Origin of the sequence: Tabrizicola sp. BL-A-41-H6, from assembly GCF_050632395.1 — a bacterium.
GTDB lineage: Bacteria > Pseudomonadota > Alphaproteobacteria > Rhodobacterales > Rhodobacteraceae > JAUYQR01.
Genome location: NZ_CP192600.1, coordinates 3,752,419 through 3,777,731, shown reverse-complemented (window position 1 = coordinate 3,777,731; position 25,313 = coordinate 3,752,419). Strand labels below are relative to the sequence as shown.

Below are 25,313 nucleotides of genomic sequence, written 5' to 3'. Positions count from 1 at the left end.
GTTATACATTTGGATAATCTCGCGCCCCGCTGGCCGGACGTCAAGCCCCAACTCCGAAGTTTTACAACCTTAAGGCGAATTCATGCCGAAGGCGAGCCATTTTGACCACCGTCGCGCGCCACGTCCTTGTGGATCATCACGTCGGTCTGCGGGTAGGCCGCGATGATTGCCCGGCGCAGGGCGGCACCGATGTCATGCGCCTCGCGCAGCGGTTGGTCGCCGTCCAGTTCGATGTGCAGGTTCACGAACACCCGGCTGCCGGCCATCCGGGTTTTCAGGTCGTGGAACCCGCGCACCCCCGGCCAGTCGCGCGCAATCGCGGCGATGCCGTCGATCACTTCCTGATCCGCCGCCCGGTCCATCAGCGCGTCCCACGCCCCCTTGCCGATGCGCAGCGCGCCAAACGCCAGCACACCCGACGCGCCAAGTGCTATCACCGCGTCGATCGACCCGATGCCATAGTGCCGCGACACCCAAAGCGCCGCAATCGCGCCAAGGCTGGGCAACAGGTCACCAAGGTAATGCAGCCGGTCCGCCGCCACCACGCGGCTGCCGGTGCGCTTGGCCACACGGCCCTGCCACCAGACAAGGGCCAGCGTCAGCACCACCGAGATCGACATCACGATGATCCCGCGCCCCTCGGACGCCAACGCCAGAGGTTCCGGCGCCATCAGCCGCCGCACAGCGGCATAGCCGATCACGGCCGAGGAAATCAGGATGAACACCGCCTGCGCCAGCGCGGTCAGATCCTCGGCCGAGGTGTGGCCGAAGGCGTGGTCTTCGTCCGCAGGGCGGGCCGCGTAAAGGATCGCCGCCGCCGCCCCCAGCGACATCATCAGGTCAAGCGCACTGTCGGCCAGCGACGCGGCAATCGACAGCGCCCCGGTTTCGGCCAGCGCCCACAGCTTCAGCCCGACCAGCACCGACGCGACCAGCACCGACGCCAGCCCTGCCGACAGGGTCATCCGCACAAGATCGCGGCCGTATTCTACGTTGTCAGTCGATGGTCTCATCGGGCAACACACCCCACAGGGCGGACGTGCGGACCCACCCCTTCTGCCCGTCGAAGGCGATGCGGCACCAGCCGTCCCGACATTCCAGAACCCGCCCTATCACGCCTAGTTCCGCCTGGGCCACCACCATCGCATCATCGCGCGGCTCGTCGTGGAATTCTGCCATATCCAGCGTCACCAGCACACTGCGCACGCCCGACAACAGCGAATAATGCACCCAGCCGCCCGCGCCTTCCTGATCCTCGACCCGGCGCCAGTTCTCGAATTCCGCCGTGATTTTCAGGGGCATCCCGGCGCGGGTGAACACCCAGTCGATCCGGTGCGTCAGCCCCGGCCCGCGCCGCGCATTGCCCTCGCTGCCCTTCAACGACACGAATCGCGGCAAGGGCAGGTTGGTCACGCAGCCCACATCGGGCGCGCAGACCTTTTCCACCTTTGGCACCGCCGGAGCCGCCTCGACCTCGGCCTCCTGCGCCGCGACGGGGGCCACGCCCAACGCCACAACAACCCCGATCACGCCGATCACCCGCCACATCTTTGCCTGCCTTGCCGATCCGGGCGCACCCGAAGCCACTGTCTCGTTCGTGCGGGCTTGTGCATCGCGCCGCTTAACGCCACCTTGCCGCAGTGGCGGATGATTTGGAAGAGTTCGGGAGGATGTGAATGCCAACTGCCCGTCTGAGTGTGGTCGTGACGCGACGCTTGCCGGACGCGGTCGAAACCCGCCTGAAAGAGCTTTTCGACGTCGATCTGCGCGACCCCGACACCCGCATGACCCGCGAAGAACTGGCCGACGCGATGCGCCGCGCCGATGTGCTGGTGCCCACGATCACCGACCAGATCGACGCTGCCCTGATCGCACAGGCCGGTGACCGGCTGAAACTCATCGCCAACTACGGCGCCGGGGTCGATCACATCGACGTCGCGACAGCCCGCCAGCGCGGCATACTGGTGTCCAACACCCCCGGCGTCACCACCGAAGACACCGCCGACATGGTGATGGCGCTGATCCTTGCCGTGACCCGCCGCATCCCCGAAGGCTTGGCCGAGATGCAGGCCGGCACCTGGACCGGCTGGTCGCCGATGGCGCATCTGGGCGGCCGCCTCGGTGGCCGCCGCCTTGGCATCCTTGGCATGGGCCGCATCGGTCAGGCCGTCGCCCGCCGCGCCCGCGCCTTTGGCCTGCAGGTGCATTATCACAACCGCAAGCGCCTGCGCCCCGAGGTCGAGGCCGAGCATGAAGCGACCTATTGGGAAAGTCTCGATCAGATGGTCGCGCGGATGGACATCGTGTCGGTCAACTGCCCGCACACGCCCTCCACCTTCCACCTGATGAACGCGCGGCGGCTGAAGCTGATGAAACCCACCGCTGTCATCGTCAACACCTCGCGCGGCGAGGTGATCGACGAAAACGCCCTGACCCGCGGCCTGCGCGCCGGCGAAATCGCCGGGGCTGGCCTTGATGTCTACGAACACGGCACCGAGGTGAACCCGCGCCTGCGTGAACTGCCTAACGTAGTCTTGTTGCCGCACATGGGCTCGGCCACCATCGAGGGCCGGATCGAGATGGGCGAAAAAGTGATCATCAACATCAAGACCTTCGCAGATGGCCACCGCCCGCCGGATCAGGTCGTGCCGGGGATGCTGTGATACCACCTGTTGTGGCACTGTGCGCTGCGTTCGCTTCAGGTTGAAAGCCGCTGAGTGTTTACCGTTTTGACAGTATTGTTGCCGAAATGGACCTCCGGCCCCCCTTGTTTCCCGAAATTATTCACCATCAGCGCCGCTCTTGGCCTTGAGACGCCCGAATCTGACGCCTAAGGTGCCGCTCCAGCCAGGGGGACGCACCCGTTGGCATCCGATATCTGGGAGCTTCAAATGAAAAGCCTGCTTGCATCCGCCCTCGCCCTTTCTATCGCCTTTGCGCCCGCTGCCTTTGCCGGTGGCCCGGTGGTGATCGAAGAGGAAGGTCAACCCGAAGTCATCGCTGAAAAGCCGGCGTCCAGCATCGGCATCCTGCCGATCCTTCTGGGCGTCGTCGTCCTTTGCGCCATCGCTTGCGGCAACGGCAACGGGAACGACGATCCGGCGCCGACTGAGCCCCCGATCGAAAAGTAAGCTTTCGCCCAACCGGCGTGACGGCCCGGCTGACCAGCAGCCGGGCCGTCCTACTGTGGTCAATCTGTCGCAGCGTTAACCAAAGCTGTCCGCAGCCATTTCGAACTGTTGCCCGAATTCCGGGCCGGGATTAGCGTCTTGAGGTCGGGGAGATTTTCCCCGAACGACCTTTGAAGGACGCCCCATCATGAAAATCTCAGCCCCGATCCTTGCCCTTTCGCTTGCCTTCGCGCCGATGGCACATGCCGGCGGTCCGGTGGTGGTCGAAGAGGAAGGTCAACCTGAAGTCATCGCCGAAAAGCCCGCCTCCAGCGTCGGCATCCTGCCGATCTTGCTTGGTGTCGTGGTGCTGTGCGTCGTGCTTTGCGGCGACAACAACGACGACGAGCCGACCCCCGAAACGCAGCTTCCCGGTTGATCAATTGTTTTCGCTGGCCAACTGCTGAACTGCGCTCCGGCCAGCGGGTATGTACGGCGCCCTGTATGGCGCGTTCCCAGACATGAGAAAGGATTACCCATGAAACTTGCAGCCCCGATCCTTGCCTTTTCGCTTGCCTTCGCGCCGATGGCCTATGCCGGCGGCCCGGTGGTGGTCGAAGAGGAAGGCCAACCCGAAGTCATCGCTGAAAAGCCCGCCTCCAGCGTCGGCATCCTGCCGATCCTGCTTGGCGTGGTTGTCCTTTGCGTCGTCCTGTGCGGCAACGATGATGAGGACACCCCGAGGGAGACGGTAGAAGTGCTTCCTGCCACCTGAACGTCCTTTGCGGGCTTCACGACCAAGATGGCGCGCCAAACCGGCGCGCCATTCTGCTTTTGTCAGAACCGATCCGCGCGGAAAGCGATAATGTCCCGGTCCGGCGTCCGCCCGGCAATCAGGTCAGCCACGATCCCCGCCGTCACCGGGGCCAGCGTCACGCCAAGATGCCCATGCCCGAACGCGTGGATCACCTCGGCCCCGCCGCGCGACGGGCCTATCACCGGCAAGCTGTCGGGCAGCGAAGGGCGAAACCCCATCCACTCGCGGTCCGGTGGTCCAAGGTCGGGAAAGAGCGCCCGCGCGCCAGCGACCAACCGCGCGATGCGGTGCGGCGAGGGGGGCAGCGTCAACCCGCCCAGTTCCACAGTCCCCGCCACACGCAAGCGCCCCTCCATCGGGCAGAAGTAGAACCCGCGTGCCGCCGCCGCCACGGGCCGGGTCAGGCGCGGCATGGGCATGTCCCACTCCACGTGATACCCCCGCTCGGTGTCCAGCGGAATCCGGTCGCCAGCCTGCACCGCCAACGCCCGCGAATGTGCCCCCGCCGCGATCACCACCCGCCGCGCGTGCAGATGCAGCCCCGGCCCTTCGATGATTACCCCGTCCGGCCGCCGCTCCAACCGCTCGGCCCGTGTGGTGACAAGTCCGGCCCGTGCCGTCACCGCCGCCGCCATCAGCCCCATCATCCGTCCCGGATCGGACAGGAACCGCGCACCTGCGAACACAGCAGCGCCACCTTTCACCGCAGGCAACGTCGGCTCCAGCGCCGCCAGCGCCTCTGGCCCCACAAGATCGACGCTGACGCCAAGCGCCCGCCGCGCCGCCATGTCGGCCTCGGCGGCGTGAAACTCCGCTTCTGTCTCGTAAAGGTAAAGGCACCCCCGGCGTTGCAGGATGCCCGCGCCCGAAACCCGCAGCGCCAGATCCTCCCAGAACGGCCCAGCCCCCGCCAAAAGCCCCGCAATCGCCGCCGCATTGCGCGCCGCCGCCGCCGGCAGCGACTGCACCGCAAACCGCACCAGCCACGGTGCCAGCGTCGGCAAGGCCCGGTGCCGGATTGCCAGCGGAGAGGTTCGGCTGGTCAGCAGCGTCGGCAGGTTCCACAGGACCGCAGGCGTGCCAACCGGGCTGACCGCGTAATCCGCGATCGTTCCGGCGTTGCCATAGCTTGCCCCCATCCCCGGTTGCCCGGGATCTACCAGCACCACCTCGCGCCCGTCGGCCAACAGCCGCTCGGCCACTGCAAGGCCGATGACCCCCGCGCCGATGACGGCAATGTCGGTCGTCAGGCGCTGCACTTACATGCAGGCCTCAAACAGCGCGCGGGTGTTCTCGCGCGTCATCGCAATCGGGTTGCCGCCGCAGGACGGGTCTTCCAGCGCCATGTCGGTCAGCATCTCCAGATCCGATGCCTTCACCCCCATCGCGGTCAGGTTGGCCGGAATGTTCAGCGCCGCGCGCAGGTCCATGATCCGGCCCTTGAAGCCGTCAAACCCACCCTTGATGCCCAGATAGGCCGCCGCCGCCTCGATCCGCGTTTCGATCGCCGGGCGGTTGAAATCCAGCACCATCGGCATCACCACCGCGTTCGTCGTGCCGTGATGCGTGCCGTAAACCGCGCCGACCGGATGCGACAGCGAATGGATCGCCCCCAGCCCCTTCTGAAACGCCACCGCCCCCATCGCCGCCGCACTCATCATATGCGCGCGGGCATCAAGGTCTCCCGGTTCGCCATAGACCCGCGGCAGGTTCTCGAACACCAGCCGCATCCCTTCCAGCGCGATCCCCTGGCTCATCGGATGGTAGAACGGGCTGCTGTATGCTTCAAGGCAATGCGCCAGCGCGTCCATCCCCGTGCCAGCGGTGATGAACCTCGGCATCCCCACCGTCAGCGCCGGGTCGCAGATCGTAACCGCAGGCATCAGCTTGGGGTGGAAGATGATCTTCTTCTTGTGCGTGGCGCTGTTCGTCAGAACCCCCGCGCGCCCCACTTCCGACCCCGTGCCAGCCGTCGTCGGAACCGCGATAATCGGCGCGATCTTCGCGGCATCGGCGCGGGTGTACCAGTCGTCGATATCCTCCAGATCCCAGACGCTCAGGCCCGGCTTCTGATGTGCCATCAGCGCGATCATCTTGCCAAGGTCCAAGGCGCTGCCGCCGCCAAAGCAGATCACCCCGTCATGCCCGCCCGCCAGATACACCGCGATCCCGGCGGTCATGTTGGCCTCGTTCGGGTTCGGGTCCACCTCGGAAAACACCGCGCGGCCCATGCCCGCACGCTCCAGCACATCCAGTGCTGCCGCCGTGATCGGCAGGCTTGCCAGCGCCTTGTCGGTCACCAGAAGGGGCTTTTTCAGCCCCACGCCAGCGGCATGCTCCGCCAGCTCCGAAATCCGGCCCACGCCGAACTTGATCGCGGTCGGGTAAGACCAGTTGCGGTTGGGAACCGAATGGGTGGCGGTGGTCATGGCTCAGACTTTCTTCAGATGGTAGGATTTCGGCCGGGTCACCGAATGGAACCCGAGATAGCTCAGCGACCCGCCGCGCCCGGTGTCCTTGCACCCGGTCCAGCACAGCGCCGGGTCAAGGTAATCGGCGCGGTTCATGAACACGGTGCCGGTTTCGACCTGCTCACCCAGTTTTGCGGCGGTGTCGTAATCCTGCGTCCAGATGCTGGCGGTCAGACCGTAAGGCGAGTCGTTCATCAGCCGCAGCGCCTCGGCGTCGTCTTTCACCTTCATGATGCCGACGACCGGGCCAAAGCTTTCCTCCATCATCACCCGCATCGAATGATTGACGTTCACGAGGATCTGGGGTGCCAGATACGCCCCGCCATCATCCGCAGGAAAAAGCGCGGGGTCGATCAGGGGCTTCGCGCCCTGCGCTACCGCCTCGGCGATCTGGTCGCGCACCACCTTTGCGAACCGCTTGTTGGCCATCGGCCCAAGCGTGCTTTCCGGGTCGAACGGGTTGCCCAGCTTCAGCGCCTTGACCCAGGCCACCGACTTTTCGACGAAGGCATCGTATAGGCTTTCATGCACATAGATCCGCTCGATCCCGCAGCAGCACTGACCGGCGTTGTACATCGCGCCATCCATCAGCGTATCCACCGCCGCATCCAGATTGGCGTCCGCCCGCACGTAGCCGGGGTCCTTGCCACCAAGCTCCAACCCAAGCGGAGTGAACGTGCCAGCCGCCGCCCGCTCCATCGCCTGCCCGCCCGCGACCGAGCCTGTGAAGTTCACAAACCCGAACGACCGCGCCGCAATCAGCGCCTCGGTCGTCGCGTGATCAAGGACCACGTTCTGGAACACATCCTCCGGCACGCCCGCTGCATGAAACGCCTCGGCCAGCCGTTCGCCTACCAGCATCGTCTGGCTGGCGTGTTTCAAAATCACCGTATTGCCCGCGATCAGCGCCGGAACCAGCGTGTTGATCGTGGTCAGATAAGGGTAGTTCCACGGCGCCACGATGAACACCACGCCCACCGGATCGCGCGCGATATAGCGGCGGAACTTGTCGCTGTCCTCGACCATCATCGGCATCAGGGTCGCCGCTGCAATCTCGGCCATGTATTCGGTGCGGGCATTCACGCCGCCGAATTCACCGCCAAACCGGGTCGGGCGCCCCATCTGCCAGGCGATCTCTTCGACCACCACATCCTTCATTTCGTTCAAGCGCACCACACCGGCCTTCACCAGCGCGATCCGCTCCTCTAGCGGGCGCGCGGCCCAGCCCTTTTGCGCGGCCTTGGCGCGGGCGACGGCGGCCTTGGCCGCATCCTGCGACAGCGGGGTGCGTTCGGCATAGACGCTGCCATCGACGGGGGAAATCAACTGGATCGGTTTCATCTTGTCCTCGTGGGCCGGGGTCCAGCCCCGGCAATTGGAAAAACCGGGGCCGCGAGCCCCTTACGCCCGTTCAAGCAGGCGTTGAAGTTCAAAATCGGTGACGACGCGGTCGGTCTCGGCGATCTCCCACTCGGCGGCGTGGTGATAGTGGTCCACCACATCGTCGCCAAACGCCGCGCGCAACATTTTCGAGCCTTTCAGCAGCGCCGCCGCATCCCGCAGGTTATGCGGAATCTCGCGGATGCCGGCGGTGTTGTACATGTCGCCCGACATTTCCGGCTCCAGTTCCATCTTGCCCTCGATGCCCGCCAGGCCCGCCGCCAGAAGCGCCGCGCACGCAAGATAGGGGTTCACGTCGCTGCCCGGTATCCGGCATTCCACCCGCACCGCCTTGGTGTGCGTGCCGCACACCCGGAAGCCCGCCGTGCGGTTGTCCGCACTCCACACCGCCTTCGTCGGCGCGAACATTCCCACGGTAAAGCGTTTGTAGCTGTTCACATACGGCGCCAGAAACGCCGTCAGTTCCTGCGCGTGGGCCAGTTGCCCCGCCATGTAATGCTTCATCGTGGCCGACATGCCGTGCTTGTCACTGTCATCCCGAAACCACGGCTTGCCGTCCAGCGACCACAGGCTCTGGTGGATATGGCTCGACGATCCCGCCTTGCGGTGATCGTATTTCGCCATGAACGTCACCGACTTGCCCTTGGTCCAGGCAATTTCCTTGATCGCGTTCTTGGTGATCGCGTGGTTGTCGGCCGTATCCAGCGCGTCGGAATAGCGGTAATTCACCTCTTCCTGACCCGCGTCCGCCTCACCTTTGGAATTTTCAACCGGGATGCCCGCCGCATACAATCCGTTGCGGATTGCCCGCATCACATCCTCTTCCTTGGTGGTCTGGAAGATGTGGTAATCCTCGTTGTAAGCACTGACCGGCTTCAGCGCCGCCAACCCGCCATCGCGCAGGTTTTCATACGAGTTCTCAAAGAGATAGAACTCCAGCTCCGTCGCCATCATCGGCTCGAAACCCATCGCCCGCGCCCGCGCCACCTGCCGCTTCAAAATCGCGCGGGGCGAATGCGGCACCTCATGCCCGTGGTGGTCCAGCGTATCACCGAGGACAAGCGCAGTCCCCGGCAGCCACGGCACCGGGCGCAGCGTTGTCATGTCAGGCTTCAGCACATAGTCGCCGTAGCCCGTCTGCCAACTGGAGGATTTGTAGCCCTGAACCGTGGTCATCTCCATGTCCACGGTCAGCAGGTAATTGCAGCAATGCGTCTCCTCCCACCCGCCGTTCACAAAGAACGCGGCGTGGAAGCGTTTGCCCATCAGGCGGCCCTGCATGTCGATCCCGGCCACCAGAACGGTGTCGATCTCGCCGCGCGCAACGGCCTCTTTCAAAGCGTCGAATGTCATGTTTCCAGGCATGGAAGTATCCCTCAAAGTCCCGTTTCGCCCGCACCCTGCGGGCATGAAAGCACCGATCACCCCATAGGGGGCGCCGTCAGTTGCGCCCCTTGGCGCCACCGAATTCGGGCTTTCTGGGCCAGCAATGCGGGCCGACCCCGTTTGCCTGTCGTTGGGTCCGCATGGACCGTCCCTCCGCCGGTTCGCAGCAAACCGGTAATTTGATCATAACCGTAAGCGTGGCGCGCGCAACGTCCGTCGCGCGCGCCTTGTGGCGTCAGCCGTAGCGGTAGGGCCGCCCGGCCTTGGTCATCGTGTCGTTGTATTGCTTGATGATCGCCACGACCTTGGCCTTCACCTCGGATTCCGCGGCGATCTCGTCCCAGAACTTGACGGCGGCATCTTCGACCGTCTTCCACTCGGCGTCCGGAATGGTGGTCAACGCCAGCTTGCCGCCGTTCACGCGCAGATCCGCCTCGCCGCCCCAGTACCAGTGCTGGCGGTAGTAATGCGACGATTCAAAGCACGTCGCCAGCAGCTCCTGCAGGTTCGGCGGCAGGGCATTCCAGCGTTCCATGTTGGCGAAGAAATGCCCGATCCACGCGCCCGAGATGTTGTTGGTCAGGAAATGCGTCGTCACGTTCGACCAGCCCACCGTGTAAACCTCGGTGATCCCCGACCATGCAAGCCCGTCCAGTTCGCCGGTCTGCATGGCCACTTCGACGTCTTCCCACGGCAGGGTGACCGGCACCACGCCGAACTGCGTCAGGAACCGGCCCGCCGTCGGGAAGGTGAACACCCGCAGCCCGTTCAGATCGGCCAGGCTGTTGATCGGCTTGTTGGTCGAGAAATTGCAAGGGTCCCACGCGCCGGCCGAGATGTGCTTGACGCCCACCGCCGCGTATTCGTCTTCCCAGATCTGCTTCAGGCCGTACTTGTTGAACAGCGTCGGCACATCAAGGCTGTAGCGCAGCGCCATCGGGAAATACCCGCCGAACACCGTCACCTCGGTGGGCGAGGCCATCGAATCGTCGTCCGACTGGACGCAGTCGATGGTGCCCGCCTGCATCGCCTGAAACAGCTCGCCCGTCGGCACCAATTGGTCGGCGTAGTAAAGTTCGATCTCCATCTGTCCGGCGGCAAGGCGGTTGAACAACTCGATCGCAGGTTTCACCACCTGTTCGCCCAGTGCGGCACCCGCATAGGTCTGCATCCGCCATTTGATGACCTCCTGCGCGCGCAGGACGGTCGGCGCGGCCAGCGTGGCGGCACCGGCAAGGGCTCCCTTGGTCAGGAAGGAACGTCTGGTCGTCATCGAAAGCCTCCTCAGGTTGGATGTTGGCGGGGGCGGCGCATCCGCCCCTCTTGGGTCAGTTTGGATAGATCAGGTTCGGCAGCCAAAGCGTGATCTGCGGAAACGCCATCAGCACGATCAGCGAGCCCAGCATCACCAGCACGAAGGGCAGGACCGATTTGTAGATGTCGCCCATCGTGATTTCCGGCGGCGCAAAGGCGCGCATCAGAAAAAGGTTATAGCCAAAGGGCGGTGTCAGATAAGCGATCTGGCAGGTCACGGTGTAAAGCACGCCATACCAGATCAGCACGTCCTGCTGCGGAATGCCAAGGTCCAGCGTGGCAACCAGCGGCACATAAAGCGGCGCCACAATCACCAGCATCGCGGTGTCGTCCAGAAACATGCCCATGATCAGGAACGACAGTTGCATCAGGATAAGGATCGTCCAGGGCGACAGCCCCATCTGTTCGGTAAAGAGGTTGTCGATGGCCGCCACCGCGCCCAGCCCGTCGAACACAGCGCCAAAGGCCAGCGCAGCAAGGATCACCCACATGAACATGCACGAAATGCCCAGCGTGTTGCGAGTTGAAACCTCCAGCACCTGCCACGAAAGGCTGCGCTTGATCGCGGCTCCCAGCACCGTGGCGATCACCCCGATCACCGAGCTTTCGACCAGCGAGGTGTAGCCAAGGATGAACGGGGCCATCATCGCCCCGAAAATCACGAACGGCAGGATGCCCGCCCGCAGCGCGACCAGCTTGTCCGCAAGGGTATAGCTGGCCAGTTCGTCACCCGACAGCGGCGGGCCAAGCTCTGGGTTAATGCGGCAGCGGATGATGATGTAGATGATGAAGAACGCCGCCATCATCAGCCCCGGCACCACGCCCGCCAGCCAAAGCTCCGACACCGGCGCACGCGCAATCATCGCATAAAGCACCAGCACCACCGATGGCGGGATCAGGATGCCAAGGCTTGATCCCGCCTGGATCACCCCCGACACCATCCGCTTGTCATACCCCCGCCTCAGCAGTTCCGGCAGCGCGATGGTCGACCCGATCGCCATGCCCGCAACCGACAGCCCGTTCATCGCGGAAATCAGCACCATAAGCAGGATCGTCCCGATCGCCAGCCCCCCCGGCACCGACCCGAACCAGACGTGGAACATCTTGTACAGGTCCTGCGCCAGACGCGCCTCGGACATGACGTAGCCCATGAACACAAACATCGGCAACGACAGCAGCGGATACCACTTCATCAGCTTCATGCCGGCCGAAAAGCCCATCGTGTGCCCGCCCGTCCCCCACAGCGAGATCGAGGCGACAACGGCGACAAACCCGATGATCCCGAACACCCGCTGGCCGGTGATCATCAGCAGCAGCATCGTCGAAAACATCAAAAGCGCGATCATGTCCTGCGGCATCAGATGTCTTCCCCGCGGATCGTCGCGATATCCTTGATGAACGCAGCCAAGGCTTGCAGGAACATCAACACAAAGCCCGTCAGCATGATCAGCTTGATCGGCCAGAGATAAGGCCGCCACGCGGTCGGTGACCGTTCCAGCCGCCCGATGGTCGGCAAAAGCCCGTCACCCCACTTGAGGCCCAGCGAATAGCCAAGGCTTTCGGCCGCACCCCAGGCCATCACGCCAAGATAGAACAACAGCGCGAACACGGTGAACCCATCCCACCACGCGCGCCTGACCGGCGACTGCTTGGCGTAGAATAGGTCCATCCGCACATGGCTTTCCATCTGCATCGCGTAAGGCCCGCCAAGGATGTAATAGGCCACCATCACGAATTGCGCCATTTCCAGCGTCCAGGGCGACGGCGCCCCGCCCAGCTTGGACAGCGATGACCACATCAAGACGGCCATCAGCGCGAACAGAAGATACATCGCAAACCGGCCGACGCCGTAATTCATCCGGTCGATCAGCCGCACGAAGCCCACTAGGAAACGCGGCATCGTTCAGCGCCTCCGTCGGGCAGGTCTGGCGGGCAGTCCAGCCCCGTTCGTGATCTCGTCTGGCCGCATGTCTGCGCACCCTCCCGTTGCCCGCCAAGCGTCCGCTGCGCTAGCTACTTCTGTCAAGATAATTTCGGTGATTGATTTTCTGTTACGAAAGTTTCTGATGGCCCTGCCGGGTTACGCCGCAAAAGCGGAAAGGGTGCGCGATGAACGTCGAGCTTACCATCGAACGGCGGATGCGTGACGCGCTGGGTGATCTGACCCGGGCCGAGCGGCAGCTGGCGACACATATCCTCGGGCATTACCCGATGTCGGCCCTCGGCTCGATCTCGGCCTTGGCCAAGGCGGCCGAGGTGTCAACACCCACGGTCGTTAGGCTGGTGCAGAAACTCGGGTTTCGCGGCTACCCCGATTACCGCAAATCGCTGCGCGCCGAGGTCGAGACGATGCTCGTCACCCCGCTCGCGCGCGACAAGGGCGGCGCACACGGACATATCCTTGACCAGTTCGCCGAACGGGTGGTGACCAACCTCCAGGCCACTCTGGCCCTGATCGACCGCGCCGATTTCGACGGCGCGGCGCGGCTTCTTGCCGACCCCAAGCGCCGGGTCTACGCGCTTGGCGGCCGCGTGACCCATGCGATTGCCGATTACTTCGTCACCCTGATGACCGTGGCCCGGCCCGACGTGATGCTGATCCCCGGCCTCTCCAGCGCCTGGCCCCCCGCACTGCTGGACATGAAGAAGGGCGACCTTCTGGTGGTGTTCGACATCCGCCGTTACGAAAACACCGTGCTCCAGATCACCGAACTGGCCCGCGAACACGGTGCCGAGGTGATCCTAATTACCGACCGCTGGGTTTCTCCCGCCGCGATCCATGCCCGCTACACCCTTGCTTGCCAGATCGACGCGCCAAGCCCGTGGGACAGCACAGTACCGATCCTTGCCGTGGTCGAAACCCTGCTCGCCGCCGTGCAAGGCCTGACATGGGAAGTGACCGAGGCCCGCCTGAAACAGGTCGAGGCGCTGCACGCCCGATCGCGGCTGTTCCGCACCAAGACCTAAGCCGGGCTGACCCGCCGCGCTCGGGTGCCCGCCACGGCATTGAACGCCACGGCCGCCAAAAGGATCGCCCCGCCGACAAACGTGCCGGACGACGCGGTTTCCCCAAGGATCGCCCAGACCCACAAGGGCGCCAGCAAGACCTCGATCAACGAAAACAGCGTCAGGTCGGCGGCAGGGATCACCCGGCTGCCGATGGTGAAGAAGATCATCCCCACCGCCAGCACCACCGCGCCGATCCCGGTGGCGATGCCCATGTCGCGCGGTGACACGACAAACGGTTCGCCCAGAACCACGATCACCAAGGCAGCCGCAGCGGCCGAAAAGACCGCGCCCAGCAGTGCCGCTGGCAGCATATCGGCCAGCTTGCCCCAGCGCAGCGCCACGGAAAATGCGCCGAACCCCACTGCCGACAACAGGGCCGCCATGTTGCCGACCAGCGCGCCCACCGCCAGCCCCTCGCGCACCATCACGAACATTCCCACCACCGCCAGCCCGATCGCGGCCCAGGTCGCCGGTGCCACCCGTTCGCGCAGCAAGATCCAGCCAAGCACCGCTGCCACGAAAGGCGACGCGGTGAACAGGAACACCGCATTGGCAATCGTCGTGGTCTGGATCGCGTAGATCGCCCCGGCAAAGGCGAACACCAGCCCGAAGCCGCCGATCGCCCCCGCCACGCCAACCGACTTCACCGCCGCCACCGGCTTGCCGCCCGAGGTCCAGGCGATCCACGCCAGCAGCACCGGCGCCATCCCGACCGACCGCCAGAACATGATGTTCCAGACCGACGCATCCTCGATCTGCCGCAGGCCAAGGCCCATCAGCGACCACAGCGTGCCCGCCGCCAGAACCAGCATTACCCCCGTGCCGTATCGCATGTCGCGCCTCCGTTGCCGGATTGGTCCCATGCGTTGGCGCTTTCGGCGCGTCTGTTCCCGACAGGTTCGCGCCTAATACCCCCGGCTGCGGTCGACGAGGTTCACGAACGGCTCGCCCGCCTCGCCGCGCCGGATGTTTTCCACGATCACCCGCGCCGCCGACGACGCGCGCGTATCTGCGGCGATATGCGGCGTCACCGTCACGCGCGGATGGCTCCAGTAGGGATGCTCGGCAGGCAGCGGCTCCACCCGGAACACGTCCAGCGTGGCGTGGCCGACATGGCCCGCGTCCAGCGCCGACAACAGCGCCGCATCGTCGATCAACGCACCGCGACCGGGGTTGATGATCACCGCACCGCGCGGCAGGAAGCCAATCGTGCGGGCGTTCAGCAGGTTCTCCGTCTCGGGCGTTTTCGGCAGCAGCGTCACCACGATCTCCGCCGACCGCAGCGCCGCCTCCAGCCCATCTTCGCCGTGCAGGCAGCCCGGTTTTGGCGTGCGGCTCCACCCCGTCACCGGAAAGTTCAACGCCCGCAGCGCCTCGGCGCACGCCCTCCCCAGCGCGCCCATGCCAAGGATCGTCACCGGGCGTTCGCGCGCCAGTGGCGGGCAGACCGGGTTCCAGACATGGCTTGGGTTCACGATGTGGCGGTCCATCCCCAGATGGTGCCGCAGGGTGTGGCCCACCACCCACTCCACCATCCCTTCGGTCAGCGAGGGGTCGACCATCCGGCACAGGGGCTGCGTCAGCGTCGCGTTCCCCACGATCCGCTCCACCCCCGCCCAAAGGCTGAGGACCGCTTTCGTCCGGGTGAACGGCGTGAAATCCTGCAACGGCGCCGACGGCGCGTAGACGATGTAATCGACCAGCCCCGGCTCCGGCACTTCGGTCACGACCTTTGCCTCGATCCCCGCCTCTGCAAGCGCCGCAGGCAGCGCCACCTCGTATTCAGGCCAAAGCGAGGGGGCGGCAAAATAGATCATCGGCATGGCGCGGTCCTGCTCAAGTAACGGTGGCGGGACCGTAGGCGAGGATCGGGGCAGGGGGAAGAGCCGCCCCTATAGCTGCCCGAACCGCTCCTGCACTGCCGCCGCATGTCCGGCCAGCGCCGGCACCTTCGCCCAAGCCGCCAGTAAGTCGCGCCAGCGGACGGCGACGAAGGTCACATCGTCCCCTTTCACTGCCCTGGCGAAATCAACGATCTCGGCCTCGTGGCGGGCAATGGCGGCGGGGTCGACCGGTTTGCCGTTCGCCCAAGCCTGCGGGGCCGCGTGCAGGTAAACCAAGACCGCACCCCGCGCCCGCTTGATGCCTTGCGTCTTCAGCCCGTAGGCGTGCTTCACCAGCTGCACCGCATCAAGGCAGCGGTAGATCTGCGAGCCGGACGCCAAGGCGCGCCGAATGGCATCATAGCGGGCCATTCCCTGACCCCAGTCCCGCGTGTCGTAGGCTTCGGAAAACACACTCGTCTTTCCGGGCCGGAACGGCTCGTAGCGTTTTGACTCAACCCCGACCAACGTCGTGCCGGTCGTAAGCGCTGCATCCAGCCAAGGGTGCCGCCCCCCGCTCCACGGAAAGCGCATCTCTGCCTCGACGCAGACCTCATCCACCTTGCCCATCGGCACACCCGGCAGCGGTGGCATTTGCGACGGGCGCTCCACAAACCAACCGAAAGCGTTGACCGCCAGTGCGGCCGACGACTCCGGGCTTGCGAACTTTCCCCTGTCCACCTCGTTACCGGGCGACCGTTTCAAGGCGGCCAAAACCGTGTCGCCCGGAACGCCGGGAAGAAAATCGCTCATCCGTTCTTCATTTCCTGCAAAGTATTCCCACCGTCCACGACCAGCATCGCGCCCGTCACATAGCTCGCTTCCGCACTCGCCAGAAACGCCACCGCCGCCGCAATCTCATCCGGCGTGCCGGGGCGGCCTGCAGGCGTCGCGCGCCCCGCGATGATCTCGCCCTCGGATGAGCTTTCCGTCTCGATCCAGCCCGGCAGCACCGCGTTGCACGTCACCCCCTGCCGCCCATACTCCAGCGCGATCGACCGCGTCATGCCCGTGATCGCCGCCTTCGCCGTCGCATAGGCCGAACTGCCGTCGATGGTCGCGACCGGCCCGGTCACACTGCTGATGTTGACGATCCGGCCATATCCCCGCGCGGCCATTTCCGGCAGCGCGGCGCGGCAGCAATGAAACGTGGTGTTGATGTTCAGCGCCATGTGATGCGCCCATGCCGCGTCCGACCACCCGGCCAGTTGCGCGCGGCCCACGTCATGCCCCGATTGCACCATGCCCGCGTTGTTCACCAGCACCTCCACTGGGCCAAGCCTTGCCGTCACCGCCTCGAACAACCCTGCCACCTGCGCAGGGTCGGTCAGGTCCGCGACATGCGCCATGCAGCCAAGGCTGGCCGCACGCTCCTCGATCCGCGCCGTGGTCGCCGTGATACACACCTTCGCCCCACCCGCGACCAGTGCCCGCGCGATGGCAAACCCGATTCCCCCTGCCGCTCCGGCCCCCGTCACCAGCGCCACGCGCCCCGAAACACCCGTCATTCCGCCGCCTCCCCGCTCGCCCGACCGGGCAATTTTCGCGCCCCAGTATGAGCCGATGTTCGATAAGATCATAGAGGGCCACCCGCCACCGCCAAAACCCGCCAAACCTGTGCGAAATCTGCAAGCGGCGGGCAATATGCACGATGCCGCTACCTGCTTCGACTGGCCCTTTCACCCCCCACGTATGCCCCGTATATGGAGGGACCCGCCTCAGCCGCTGAGTCGCCGGGTAAAGCTGCCTGCACTAGAGGTTTTCAGTATGGCCTTCTTTCCTAGCCTTTTTTCGTCGGACATGGCGATCGATCTCGGAACCGCGAATACGCTGGTCTACATCCGGGGCAAGGGCATTGTCCTCAACGAACCCTCGGTCGTGGCCTACCACACCAAGGACGGCAAGAAGGTTGTCCTCGCGGTCGGTGAAGACGCCAAGCTGATGCTCGGCCGCACCCCCGGCTCGATCGAGGCGATCCGCCCGATGCGTGACGGCGTCATCGCCGACTTCGAGGCCGCGGAAGAGATGATCAAGCATTTCATCCGCAAGGTCCACCGGCGCTCCACCTTTTCCAAACCCAAGATCATCGTCTGTGTGCCGCATGGTGCCACGCCCGTTGAAAAGCGCGCGATCCGCAACTCGGTCCTGCAAGCCGGCGCCCGCCGCGCGGGCCTCATCGCGGAACCCATCGCCGCCGCGATCGGTGCCGGCATGCCGATCACCGAACCCACCGGCAACATGGTCGTCGACATCGGCGGCGGCACCACCGAAGTCGCGGTCCTGTCGCTTGGTGACATCGTCTACGCCCGCTCGGTCCGCGTCGGCGGCGACCGGATGGACGAGGCGATCATCTCCTACCTCCGCCGCCACCAGAACCTTCTGATCGGCGAAAGTACCGCCGAACGCATCAAGACCTCGATCGGCACCGCCCGGATGCCCGATGACGGGCGCGGCGCGTCGATGACGATCCGTGGGCGCGACCTTCTGAACGGTGTGCCGAAGGAAACCGAGATCAACCAGGCTCAGGTCGCCGAAGCCCTTGCCGAACCCGTGCAGCAGATCTGCGACGCGGTGATGCAGGCGCTTGAAGCAACCCCGCCGGACCTTGCGGCCGATATCGTCGACCGTGGCGTGATGCTCACCGGCGGCGGCGCGCTGCTGGGCGATCTCGACCTCGCCCTGCGCGAACAGACGGGGCTTTCGATCAGCGTCGCCAACGAGTCACTGAATTGTGTTGCTCTCGGCACTGGCAAGGCGCTGGAATATGAAAAGCAGCTTCGGCATGTGATCGACTACGACAGCTGATCCGCTGATCCCCGGCTGACACGAGGTTCCCGTGGCAAAGACCCGCACCGGACCGGAAGAGTTCTCTCGCCCCCTGCGCCGGTTGCTGGTGGGGATACTGGTGCTTGCGCTGGTCGGTCTGTTTCTTCTGTGGCGCATCGACAGCCCCCGCGTCGAACGCTTCCGATCGGCTCTTGTCGATGCGGTGGTGCCAAACCTTGACTGGGCGATGTCGCCGGTCACGAAGATCGCCTCTATGGTCGACGATTTCCAGTCCTACACCCGGATCTACGAACAGAACCAGGAATTGAAGCGCGAGCTTCAGCAGATGAAGGCGTGGAAAGAAGCCGCCCTGCAACTGGAACAGAAGAACGCGCGCCTCCTCGACCTCAACAAGGTGCGGCTCGACTCGAAGTTTACCTACGTCACCGGCGTCGTGCTGGCCGACAGCGGCAGCCCGTTCCGCCAGTCTGTCCTCCTGAACGTGGGCGCGCGTGACGGCATCCGCGACGGCTGGGCCACGATGGACGGCATCGGCCTTGTCGGCCGCATCTCGGGGGTCGGGGAACGGACCGCCCGCGTGATCCTCGTCACTGACAGTAACAGCCGCATCCCCGTGACGGTGCAGCCCTCCGGCCAGAAGGCGCTTTTGTCCGGCGACAACTCCGACCTCCCACCCCTCGAATTCATAGAAGACACCGACGAGGTCCGCCCCGGTGACAGGGTCGTTACCTCAGGCGACGGCGGCGTGTTTCCGGCGGGCCTCTTGGTCGGGCAGGTCGCACTTGGCACCGACAAACGCCTGCGCGTCGTGCTGGCCGCCGATTACCAGCGTCTTGAGTTCCTGCGCGTCCTGCGCAGCCACGAGTTGGAGCCGATCACTGATCCCGGCAGCCTTGTCGCCCCCCCGGTACTGCAACCCTTGCCCGACACCTCGACCGAGGCCGCCGAATCCGCCGCCGGCGCGCAGCCCACCGCCACCGAAGGCGGCAACGTCGAGGCCGCAGGGTCGGGTGCCGCCGAAGGTGCCGATGGGGGAGGCCCCGATGGTTGACATCTGGCGCTCTGCCCACTGGCTTTACCGCGCTCTCTTCCTGGCGCTTGCTCTGGGCCTCCTGTTCTTCCGGCTCCTGCCGCTTGGCCATTCTGCCGGCGCGTTGCCGGGGCCGGACCTGCTTTTGTGTCTCATCATGGCGTGGGTCGTGCGCCGGCCAGATTACCTGCCGCTTTACCTGATCGTCCTTGTGGTGCTGATCGAAGATCTCATCCTGATGCGCCCGCCGGGTCTGTGGACCGCGCTTGTCGTGCTGGCGTCCGAATTCCTGCGCTCGCGCGTCGCCCTGACGCGAGAGCTGAACTTCGTCACCGAATGGATACTGGTCGGCAGCCTGATGCTTGGCATCCTTCTGGCCTACCGCGCGATCCTTGGCATCTCCTTCGTGCCGCAGGCGCCTTTCGGCTTTGCCGCCGTGCAGGTCTTGTGGTCGATCCTGCTTTATCCCATCGTCGTCGGGCTTTCGCGGCTGGTCCTCGACCTCAGGAAACCGGCCACCGGCGAAATTGACAGTTTCGGAAGACGGCTATGAGACGCACCGCCCGCGACACCGAAGACAGCGCCCGCATGATCAACCGCCGCGCCCTGATGCTCGGGGGCGCGATGACTGCGATGGTGGCGGCACTTGGCGTCAGGATGCGCTACCTTCAGATCGATCAGGCCGACGAGTTTCGCCTGCTGGCCGAAGAAAACCGCGTCAACGTCCGCCTGATCCCGCCCGAACGCGGCATCATCTACGACCGCAACGGCAAGATCATCGCCGAAAACGAACAGAACTACCGCGTCGTCATCACCCGCGAAGATGCCGGCGACGTCGATCTGGTGCTGCGCCGCCTTGCCAGCGTGATCCCGATGACACCCGAAGACCTCGAACGCACCATAACCGAGGTCAAGGAACTGCGCGCCTTCGTGCCCGTGCAGGTGGCCGAGCGGCTGTCTTGGGAAGATTTCTCCAAGGTCGCCCTGAACGCCCCCGCGCTGCCCGGCGTGGTGCCCGAGGTCGGCTTGTCCCGCCGCTACCCGCTAGACGTCGATTTCGCGCATGTGGTGGGCTACGTCGGCCCGGTCAGCGACAAGGATCTGGAGGCTCTGGAAAGCCCCGATCCGCTGCTGAAGATTCCGAAATTCCAAATCGGCAAGATCGGCGTCGAAAAGTGGATGGAAGACACCCTTCGCGGTTCCGCCGGCACCAAGAAGATCGAGGTCAACTCCGCCGGTCGCGTGATGCGCGAACTGGAACGCGAGGAAGGCCTGCCCGGCGCCGACATCCGCCTGACCATTGACGCCGACGTTCAGAATTTCGCACAGGCCCGTCTGGGCGATGAAAGTGCCGCCGCCGTGGTGATCGACGTGACGAACGGCGACATCATCTGCATCGCCTCCGCGCCCTCGTTCGACCCGAACCTCTTCGTGCGCGGCATCAGCCACACCGATTACAACGTGCTGATGGAAGACGACCACCGCCCCTTGGCCAACAAGACGGTATCAGGTGCCTACCCACCCGGATCGACCTTCAAGATGGTCACCGCGCTGGCAGCGCTCGAGGCGGGCGTGATCAATGGCGACAGCAAGGTCAGCTGTCCCGGCCACATCGAATTCGGCGACCGCCGCTTCCACTGCTGGAAACGCTCGGGCCACGGCACGGTCAACCTCGCCCGTTCGCTGACCGAAAGCTGTGACGTCTTCTACTACGAGGTGGCCCAGAAGATCGGCATCGACAAGATCGCCGAAATGGGCCGCAAGCTGGGCCTTGGCCAGAAGTTCAACCTGCCGATGTCCGCCGTCACCGAAGGCAACATGCCCGACAAGGCCTGGAAGCTGGAACGCCACAAGGCCGACTGGCGCATCGGCGACACGATCAACGCCTCGATCGGGCAGGGTTACGTGCTGACCTCGCCCCTGCAACTGGCGGTGATGACCGCGCGCATCGCCTCGGGCCGAGCAATCGAGCCGCGCCTGATCCGCATGATCAACGACCAGGAACTGCCGGTTCCCGAGGCCGCGTCGCTGGGCCTCACGCCCGACATGCTGGCCGCCGTGCAGAAGGGGATGCACGATGTCGTCAACGGCGACCACGGCACCGCAAAATCCTCGCGCATCGTCGACGCCTCGATGACCTTCGCCGGCAAGACCGGCACCAGCCAGGTGCGCAACATCTCGGCTGCCGAACGGGCCTCCGGTGTCATCTCGAACGACGACCTGCCGTGGAACCGCCGCGACCACGCGCTCTTCGTCGGCTTCGCGCCCTACGACAACCCGCGCTACGCCGTGTCGGTGGTCGTCGAACACGGCGGCGGCGGCTCCACCGCAGCCGCCCCCATCGCCCGCGACATCATCCTGCGCGCCATGTCCGACGGGCTGCCGCCCCTGACCGCCTACCCCGAAAGCCAGCGCGCCCGGATCGAGACCATGCTGAACGAACTTCCCCTCCGCGATCCCGTCACCGGCGAAACCCCGGTCCGGTCGCGGGCATGAGGAGGCAGCGATGAGTTTTCTCGAATACCGCGTCAAGCAGGCCCCGACCGGGCTGCGCAAGATCCTCTACATCAACTGGCCGCTCGTCGTGCTGGTCACCGCCGTCGCCTCGGTCGGCTTCCTGATGCTCTACTCCATCGCCGGGGGCAACCTCGACACCTGGGCCCGCCCGCAGATGGAACGCTTCGGCGTCGGCCTGATCCTGATGTTCATCGTCGCAATGGTGCCGATCTGGTTCTGGCGAAACATGGCGGGGCTGGCCTACATCGTCTCCTTCCTTCTCCTCATCGTCGTCGAATTCTTCGGTGACGTCGGCATGGGGGCGCAACGCTGGATCGACCTTGGCTTCATCCGCCTGCAACCGTCCGAGATGATGAAATTCACCCTCGTGATGATGCTGGCCGCCTACTACGACTGGCTCGACAACAAGAAGACCTCGCGCCCGCTCTACGTTGCCATTCCAGTCCTGATGATTGTCGCCCCCACCATTCTCGTGCTGATGCAGCCAAACCTCGGCACATCGCTGATGCTTCTGATGGCGGGTGGGGCGGTGATGTTCGTCGCGGGCGTCAGCCTGTGGTATTTCGGCGCGGTCGCGGCCATCGGCATCGGTGGCGTCGCGGGCGTGTTTCTCAGTCGCGGCACGCCGTGGCAGTTCCTGCACGACTACCAATACAAGCGCATCGACACCTTCCTTGATCCCACCGCCGACCCGCTCGGCGCCGGCTACAACATCATCCAGGCACAGATCGCGCTTGGCTCCGGTGGCTGGTCCGGCAAGGGCTTCATGCAAGGCACGCAAAGTCGGCTGAACTTTCTGCCCGAAAAGCACACCGACTTCATCTTCACCACCTTGGCCGAAGAATTCGGCTTCATCGGCGCGTTCTCTTTGCTGGCGCTTTACGGCCTGATCATCGCCTTCTGCCTTGTCGCCGCATTCCAGAACAAGGACCGCTTCTCCGCCCTTCTCATCATCGGGGTCGCGGCGAACTTCTTCTTCTACCTCGCGGTCAACCTGTCGATGGTGATGGGTATGGCACCCGTCGTGGGCGTGCCGTTGCCGCTTCTGTCCTACGGCGGATCGGCAATGCTGGTCCTCCTTGTCGGCTTTGGTCTGGTGCAAAGCGCGCACGTCCACCGACCGCGCTGATGACCCGTATCTCCCCGCGCCACAGCCGCTTCCTGATCGCCTTCGCGGTCGGGATTGCCGTCGCGGCGCTGGCGCTGTGGCAAGGCGTCTCGCCGATCCTCGGGCTCCTGTCTGGCGCCAATGCGCTCTTTCTGTCCTACCTCGGGCTCATGCTGCACTTCGCGCGCGGCGGCACCCCCGAACGCCTGCGCCAACACGCTGAACAGGCGGACGAGGGGGTCACCCTGATCCTTCTCCTCGCGGTGCTGGCGGTGGCCGTCAGCATCACCGCCATCGCAGCCGTCCTGAACGACGCCAGCTACAGCCTGCCGGCCCGGGCCTGGGCCATCGTCAGCCTGCCCCTTGGCTGGGCTACAATCCACATGCTGGCCGCCTTCCACTACGCCCATCACAGCTATCAGGCGGCAGACCCGGGGTTGGTGTTTCCCGGCAAGCAAAGCCCTGACGCCTGGGATTTCCTCTATTTCTCCTACACCATCGGCATGACCGCGCAGGTGTCCGACGTGGTCGTCACCAGCCGCGCCATGCGCCGCATGGTGTTGGTGCATTCCATCGTATCGTTCTTCTACAACACAGGAATCCTCGCACTTGCGATCAACGCGGTGGTGACAGGCACGGGGTGAAGGACGCACTGAAAGGGTCACCTCTCGGCGCCCCAGACGTTTTCCCCTTCGACAAATATCCTCCGGGGGTGCGGGGATGGAAAACCCCCGCGTCGCGCCGCGTCCGCGTAAAGAAACCCTTAACGCGCAGGCACAACCCATTGAAAACGTAAGGCTCGTCCCGGTGTCCCACGGTGGGACACCGGGCTGGCGCGGCCTACTGGCCGTGATAGCTGACGGTCTTCACATCCTCGCCCGGCGCCGTTTTCTGGCGCCGCACGATCAACCGGTTCAGCGCGTTGATATACGCCTTGACCGAGGCGACCACGGTATCGGTATCCGCCGACTGCCCGGTCACGATCCGACCATCCTCCTCCAGCCGCACCGACACCGTGGCCTGCGCATCAGTCCCCTCGGTCACGGCATGCACCTGATACAACTGCAGCCGTGCCCGATGCGGGAACAGCATCTTGACGCAGGTGAAGGCCGCATCGACCGGCCCGTCGCCGGTCGCGTCGATGAAGTGGTCGGTGCCTTCGATGGTCAGCACCATCTCGGCCTCCTGCGGCCCGTCGGTGCCGCACACCACCCGCAGCCGCTTCAACTGCAGAGTATCATGCGCGTCCATCGTCGCCTCGTCGGCCACCAGCGCGATCAGGTCGTCGTCGTAGACTTCCTTCTTGCGGTCAGCCAGCGCCTTGAACCGCACAAAGACATCGTTCAGCTGGTTGTCGGCCAATTCGAACCCCAACTCCTTCAGCTTGGCCCTGAGCGCCGCGCGCCCCGAATGTTTGCCCATCGCGATGTTCTTCTGTGTCAGCCCGATATCTTCGGGCCGCATGATCTCGAACGTCTCGACGTTCTTCAGCACACCATCCTGATGGATGCCGCTTTCGTGCAGGAAGGCGTTCTTGCCGACGATGGCCTTGTTGAACTGCACCGGAAATCCTGAAACGCTGGCCACCCGGCGCGACAGGTTCATGATCTTGGTCGTGTCGATGCCGGTCCGGTAGGGCAGGATGTCATTCCTGACCTTCATTGCCATCACCACCTCTTCCAGCGCAGTATTGCCGGCCCGTTCGCCAAGGCCGTTGATGGTGCATTCGATCTGCCGCGCCCCCGCCTCGACCGCCGCCAGCGCGTTCGCCGTGGCCATTCCAAGGTCGTTGTGGCAATGCGTGGCGAAGATGATGGTGTCGGCGCCCGGCACCCGTTCCAGCAGCATCTGGATCAGACGCGAACTTTCGCGTGGTGCCGTGTAACCCACGGTATCGGGAATGTTGATCGTGGTGGCACCCGCCTTGATCGCGATTTCCACCACGCGGCACAGGTAATCATGCTCGGTCCGCGTCGCGTCCATCGGCGACCACTGCACGTTGTCGCACAAGTTGCGGGCATGGGTCACGGTGTCGTGGATCCGTTCCGCCATCTGGTCCATGTCGAGGTTCGGAATGGCGCGGTGTAAGGGCGAGGTGCCGATGAAGGTGTGGATGCGCGGGCTGCGGGCGTGCTTCACCGCTTCCCAGCAGCGGTCGATGTCCTTGAAATTGGCCCGGGCAAGGCCGCAGATCGTGGAATTCACCGCGCGCTTGGAGATTTCCGCGACGGCGGCGAAATCACCCTCCGAGGCGATTGGGAAGCCCGCCTCGATGATGTCGACGCCCATCTCGTCGAGGAGGCCGGCGATTTCCAGCTTTTCCTCATGGGTCATTGTCGCGCCGGGCGACTGTTCACCATCGCGCAGCGTGGTGTCGAAAATCACGACGCGGTCCTGCAACGGTTTGGCTTGCCCAGCCTGGGCTACGGTTTTGGCTTCGGTGGTCATTGGGTTGGCTCCTTAGGGTCTCAGCTTTGCGT

At 64.7% G+C, this 25,313-nt stretch carries 25 protein-coding genes; 11 read left to right on the top strand and 14 right to left on the bottom strand.

The window, feature by feature from the left end; translation table 11 throughout:
- Positions 1-80: 80 nt before the first annotated feature.
- Positions 81-1,013: a cation diffusion facilitator family transporter gene (locus ACROUL_RS18600; protein ID WP_431300920.1), complete on the bottom strand. Its 933-nt coding sequence runs from the start codon at positions 1,011-1,013 to the stop codon at positions 81-83.
- Positions 997-1,548 carry an SH3 domain-containing protein gene (locus tag ACROUL_RS18595; RefSeq protein ID WP_431300919.1) on the bottom strand — a complete coding sequence of 184 codons (552 nt, stop codon included), beginning with the start codon at positions 1,546-1,548 and terminating at the stop codon, positions 997-999. Before ACROUL_RS18595 ends, ACROUL_RS18600 begins: the two co-directional genes overlap by 17 nt.
- 128 nt (positions 1,549-1,676) lie before the next feature.
- Between ACROUL_RS18595 and ACROUL_RS18590 the strand changes: the two genes are divergently transcribed.
- The 4 genes from ACROUL_RS18590 to ACROUL_RS18575 all read left to right on the top strand — a co-directional run bounded on the left by ACROUL_RS18590 (position 1,677) and on the right by ACROUL_RS18575 (position 3,885).
- Positions 1,677-2,663, top strand: a complete 987-nt coding sequence (locus ACROUL_RS18590; protein ID WP_431300918.1) for a 2-hydroxyacid dehydrogenase — start codon at positions 1,677-1,679, stop codon at positions 2,661-2,663.
- A 228-nt stretch (positions 2,664-2,891) separates the two neighbouring features.
- Positions 2,892-3,131 (top strand): hypothetical protein, encoded by a 240-nt coding sequence (locus ACROUL_RS18585; protein ID WP_431300917.1) that lies wholly within the window; start codon positions 2,892-2,894, stop codon positions 3,129-3,131.
- 187 nt (positions 3,132-3,318) lie between these two features.
- Positions 3,319-3,549: a hypothetical protein gene (locus tag ACROUL_RS18580; RefSeq protein ID WP_431300916.1), complete on the top strand. Its 231-nt coding sequence runs from the start codon at positions 3,319-3,321 to the stop codon at positions 3,547-3,549.
- Positions 3,550-3,648: 99 nt separating this feature from the next.
- Positions 3,649-3,885, top strand: a complete 237-nt coding sequence (locus ACROUL_RS18575) for a hypothetical protein (protein WP_431300915.1) — start codon at positions 3,649-3,651, stop codon at positions 3,883-3,885.
- 62 nt (positions 3,886-3,947) lie between these two features.
- Here ACROUL_RS18575 and ACROUL_RS18570 read toward each other — a convergent pair whose 3' ends face one another.
- The 7 genes from ACROUL_RS18570 to ACROUL_RS18540 all read right to left on the bottom strand — a co-directional run bounded on the left by ACROUL_RS18570 (position 3,948) and on the right by ACROUL_RS18540 (position 12,399).
- Positions 3,948-5,186: an NAD(P)/FAD-dependent oxidoreductase gene (locus tag ACROUL_RS18570; protein ID WP_431300914.1), complete on the bottom strand. Its 1,239-nt coding sequence runs from the start codon at positions 5,184-5,186 to the stop codon at positions 3,948-3,950.
- Positions 5,187-6,356, bottom strand: a complete 1,170-nt coding sequence (locus ACROUL_RS18565) for an iron-containing alcohol dehydrogenase (protein ID WP_431300913.1) — start codon at positions 6,354-6,356, stop codon at positions 5,187-5,189. It lies immediately after the preceding gene.
- 3 nt (positions 6,357-6,359) lie between these two features.
- Positions 6,360-7,739, bottom strand: a complete 1,380-nt coding sequence (locus ACROUL_RS18560) for an aldehyde dehydrogenase family protein (protein WP_431300912.1) — start codon at positions 7,737-7,739, stop codon at positions 6,360-6,362.
- Between the two features lie 60 nt (positions 7,740-7,799).
- A complete protein-coding gene (locus ACROUL_RS18555; RefSeq protein WP_431300911.1) occupies positions 7,800-9,164 on the bottom strand; it encodes a glutamine synthetase family protein in 1,365 nt (454 codons plus the stop codon).
- A gap of 256 nt (positions 9,165-9,420) precedes the next feature.
- Positions 9,421-10,458 (bottom strand): TRAP transporter substrate-binding protein, encoded by a 1,038-nt coding sequence (locus ACROUL_RS18550; protein WP_431300910.1) that lies wholly within the window; start codon positions 10,456-10,458, stop codon positions 9,421-9,423.
- 55 nt (positions 10,459-10,513) lie between these two features.
- Positions 10,514-11,857, bottom strand: coding sequence for a TRAP transporter large permease (locus ACROUL_RS18545; RefSeq protein WP_431300909.1), 1,344 nt, complete (start codon positions 11,855-11,857; stop codon positions 10,514-10,516).
- Complete coding sequence (locus ACROUL_RS18540) at positions 11,857-12,399, bottom strand: TRAP transporter small permease subunit (protein ID WP_431300908.1); 543 nt, start codon at positions 12,397-12,399, stop codon at positions 11,857-11,859. Before ACROUL_RS18540 ends, ACROUL_RS18545 begins: the two co-directional genes overlap by 1 nt.
- Before the next feature lie 209 nt (positions 12,400-12,608).
- On the opposite strand from ACROUL_RS18540, the gene ACROUL_RS18535 reads away from it, so the two are divergent.
- Positions 12,609-13,466 (top strand): MurR/RpiR family transcriptional regulator, encoded by an 858-nt coding sequence (locus ACROUL_RS18535; RefSeq protein WP_431300907.1) that lies wholly within the window; start codon positions 12,609-12,611, stop codon positions 13,464-13,466.
- Here ACROUL_RS18535 and ACROUL_RS18530 read toward each other — a convergent pair.
- The 4 genes from ACROUL_RS18530 to ACROUL_RS18515 form a co-directional block, all read right to left on the bottom strand.
- The gene (locus ACROUL_RS18530; RefSeq protein ID WP_431300906.1) at positions 13,463-14,341 is read right to left on the bottom strand and encodes a DMT family transporter; all 879 of its coding nucleotides are present in this window, start codon (positions 14,339-14,341) and stop codon (positions 13,463-13,465) included. The two genes, ACROUL_RS18535 and ACROUL_RS18530, sit on opposite strands and share 4 nt — an antisense overlap.
- A gap of 72 nt (positions 14,342-14,413) precedes the next feature.
- Positions 14,414-15,331, bottom strand: a complete 918-nt coding sequence (locus tag ACROUL_RS18525) for a 2-hydroxyacid dehydrogenase (RefSeq protein ID WP_431300905.1) — start codon at positions 15,329-15,331, stop codon at positions 14,414-14,416.
- A gap of 69 nt (positions 15,332-15,400) precedes the next feature.
- Positions 15,401-16,144: a PGN_0703 family putative restriction endonuclease gene (locus tag ACROUL_RS18520; protein WP_431300904.1), complete on the bottom strand. Its 744-nt coding sequence runs from the start codon at positions 16,142-16,144 to the stop codon at positions 15,401-15,403.
- Positions 16,141-16,971: an SDR family NAD(P)-dependent oxidoreductase gene (locus tag ACROUL_RS18515; protein WP_431300903.1), complete on the bottom strand. Its 831-nt coding sequence runs from the start codon at positions 16,969-16,971 to the stop codon at positions 16,141-16,143. The genes ACROUL_RS18520 and ACROUL_RS18515 overlap by 4 nt, the downstream gene beginning before the upstream one ends.
- A 187-nt stretch (positions 16,972-17,158) precedes the next feature.
- Here ACROUL_RS18515 and ACROUL_RS18510 point away from each other — a divergent pair, with 187 nt between their 5' ends.
- From ACROUL_RS18510 to ACROUL_RS18485, 6 genes are read left to right on the top strand one after another with little or no spacing between them, the layout of a single operon-like run.
- Positions 17,159-18,196 (top strand): rod shape-determining protein, encoded by a 1,038-nt coding sequence (locus ACROUL_RS18510; RefSeq protein WP_305571247.1) that lies wholly within the window; start codon positions 17,159-17,161, stop codon positions 18,194-18,196.
- 31 nt (positions 18,197-18,227) lie between these two features.
- Positions 18,228-19,229, top strand: coding sequence for a rod shape-determining protein MreC (gene mreC, locus ACROUL_RS18505; protein WP_431300902.1), 1,002 nt, complete (start codon positions 18,228-18,230; stop codon positions 19,227-19,229).
- Positions 19,222-19,761, top strand: a complete 540-nt coding sequence (locus ACROUL_RS18500) for a rod shape-determining protein MreD (protein ID WP_431300901.1) — start codon at positions 19,222-19,224, stop codon at positions 19,759-19,761. Before mreC ends, ACROUL_RS18500 begins: the two co-directional genes overlap by 8 nt.
- Complete coding sequence (gene mrdA / locus ACROUL_RS18495; RefSeq protein WP_431300900.1) at positions 19,758-21,704, top strand: penicillin-binding protein 2; 1,947 nt, start codon at positions 19,758-19,760, stop codon at positions 21,702-21,704. The genes ACROUL_RS18500 and mrdA overlap by 4 nt, the downstream gene beginning before the upstream one ends.
- Before the next feature lie 10 nt (positions 21,705-21,714).
- Positions 21,715-22,854 (top strand): rod shape-determining protein RodA, encoded by a 1,140-nt coding sequence (gene rodA / locus ACROUL_RS18490; RefSeq protein ID WP_431300899.1) that lies wholly within the window; start codon positions 21,715-21,717, stop codon positions 22,852-22,854.
- Positions 22,854-23,477 (top strand): DUF1345 domain-containing protein, encoded by a 624-nt coding sequence (locus ACROUL_RS18485; RefSeq protein WP_431300898.1) that lies wholly within the window; start codon positions 22,854-22,856, stop codon positions 23,475-23,477. Before rodA ends, ACROUL_RS18485 begins: the two co-directional genes overlap by 1 nt.
- Positions 23,478-23,673: 196 nt before the next feature.
- On the opposite strand, the gene ACROUL_RS18480 is transcribed toward ACROUL_RS18485, so the two are convergent.
- Positions 23,674-25,281 (bottom strand): 2-isopropylmalate synthase, encoded by a 1,608-nt coding sequence (locus ACROUL_RS18480; protein WP_431300897.1) that lies wholly within the window; start codon positions 25,279-25,281, stop codon positions 23,674-23,676.
- Between the last annotated feature and the right edge of the window lie 32 nt (positions 25,282-25,313).

Excerpts from the sequence above, each read along its gene's own strand:
- ACROUL_RS18600 (WP_431300920.1), bottom strand. The coding sequence starts at position 1,013 with ATGAGACCATCGACTGACAACGTAGAATACGGCCGCGATCTTGTGCGG.
- ACROUL_RS18595 (WP_431300919.1), bottom strand. The coding sequence starts at position 1,548 with ATGTGGCGGGTGATCGGCGTGATCGGGGTTGTTGTGGCGTTGGGCGTG.
- ACROUL_RS18590 (WP_431300918.1), top strand. The coding sequence starts at position 1,677 with ATGCCAACTGCCCGTCTGAGTGTGGTCGTGACGCGACGCTTGCCGGAC.
- ACROUL_RS18585 (WP_431300917.1), top strand. The coding sequence starts at position 2,892 with ATGAAAAGCCTGCTTGCATCCGCCCTCGCCCTTTCTATCGCCTTTGCG.
- ACROUL_RS18580 (WP_431300916.1), top strand. The coding sequence starts at position 3,319 with ATGAAAATCTCAGCCCCGATCCTTGCCCTTTCGCTTGCCTTCGCGCCG.
- ACROUL_RS18575 (WP_431300915.1), top strand. The coding sequence starts at position 3,649 with ATGAAACTTGCAGCCCCGATCCTTGCCTTTTCGCTTGCCTTCGCGCCG.
- ACROUL_RS18565 (WP_431300913.1), bottom strand. The coding sequence starts at position 6,356 with ATGACCACCGCCACCCATTCGGTTCCCAACCGCAACTGGTCTTACCCG.
- ACROUL_RS18560 (WP_431300912.1), bottom strand. The coding sequence starts at position 7,739 with ATGAAACCGATCCAGTTGATTTCCCCCGTCGATGGCAGCGTCTATGCC.
- ACROUL_RS18555 (WP_431300911.1), bottom strand. The coding sequence starts at position 9,164 with ATGCCTGGAAACATGACATTCGACGCTTTGAAAGAGGCCGTTGCGCGC.
- ACROUL_RS18550 (WP_431300910.1), bottom strand. The coding sequence starts at position 10,458 with ATGACGACCAGACGTTCCTTCCTGACCAAGGGAGCCCTTGCCGGTGCC.
- ACROUL_RS18545 (WP_431300909.1), bottom strand. The coding sequence starts at position 11,857 with ATGCCGCAGGACATGATCGCGCTTTTGATGTTTTCGACGATGCTGCTG.
- ACROUL_RS18540 (WP_431300908.1), bottom strand. The coding sequence starts at position 12,399 with ATGCCGCGTTTCCTAGTGGGCTTCGTGCGGCTGATCGACCGGATGAAT.
- ACROUL_RS18535 (WP_431300907.1), top strand. The coding sequence starts at position 12,609 with ATGAACGTCGAGCTTACCATCGAACGGCGGATGCGTGACGCGCTGGGT.
- ACROUL_RS18530 (WP_431300906.1), bottom strand. The coding sequence starts at position 14,341 with ATGCGATACGGCACGGGGGTAATGCTGGTTCTGGCGGCGGGCACGCTG.
- ACROUL_RS18525 (WP_431300905.1), bottom strand. The coding sequence starts at position 15,331 with ATGCCGATGATCTATTTTGCCGCCCCCTCGCTTTGGCCTGAATACGAG.
- ACROUL_RS18520 (WP_431300904.1), bottom strand. The coding sequence starts at position 16,144 with ATGAGCGATTTTCTTCCCGGCGTTCCGGGCGACACGGTTTTGGCCGCC.
- ACROUL_RS18515 (WP_431300903.1), bottom strand. The coding sequence starts at position 16,971 with ATGATCTTATCGAACATCGGCTCATACTGGGGCGCGAAAATTGCCCGG.
- ACROUL_RS18510 (WP_305571247.1), top strand. The coding sequence starts at position 17,159 with ATGGCCTTCTTTCCTAGCCTTTTTTCGTCGGACATGGCGATCGATCTC.
- ACROUL_RS18500 (WP_431300901.1), top strand. The coding sequence starts at position 19,222 with ATGGTTGACATCTGGCGCTCTGCCCACTGGCTTTACCGCGCTCTCTTC.
- mrdA (WP_431300900.1), top strand. The coding sequence starts at position 19,758 with ATGAGACGCACCGCCCGCGACACCGAAGACAGCGCCCGCATGATCAAC.
- rodA (WP_431300899.1), top strand. The coding sequence starts at position 21,715 with ATGAGTTTTCTCGAATACCGCGTCAAGCAGGCCCCGACCGGGCTGCGC.
- ACROUL_RS18485 (WP_431300898.1), top strand. The coding sequence starts at position 22,854 with ATGACCCGTATCTCCCCGCGCCACAGCCGCTTCCTGATCGCCTTCGCG.
- ACROUL_RS18480 (WP_431300897.1), bottom strand. The coding sequence starts at position 25,281 with ATGACCACCGAAGCCAAAACCGTAGCCCAGGCTGGGCAAGCCAAACCG.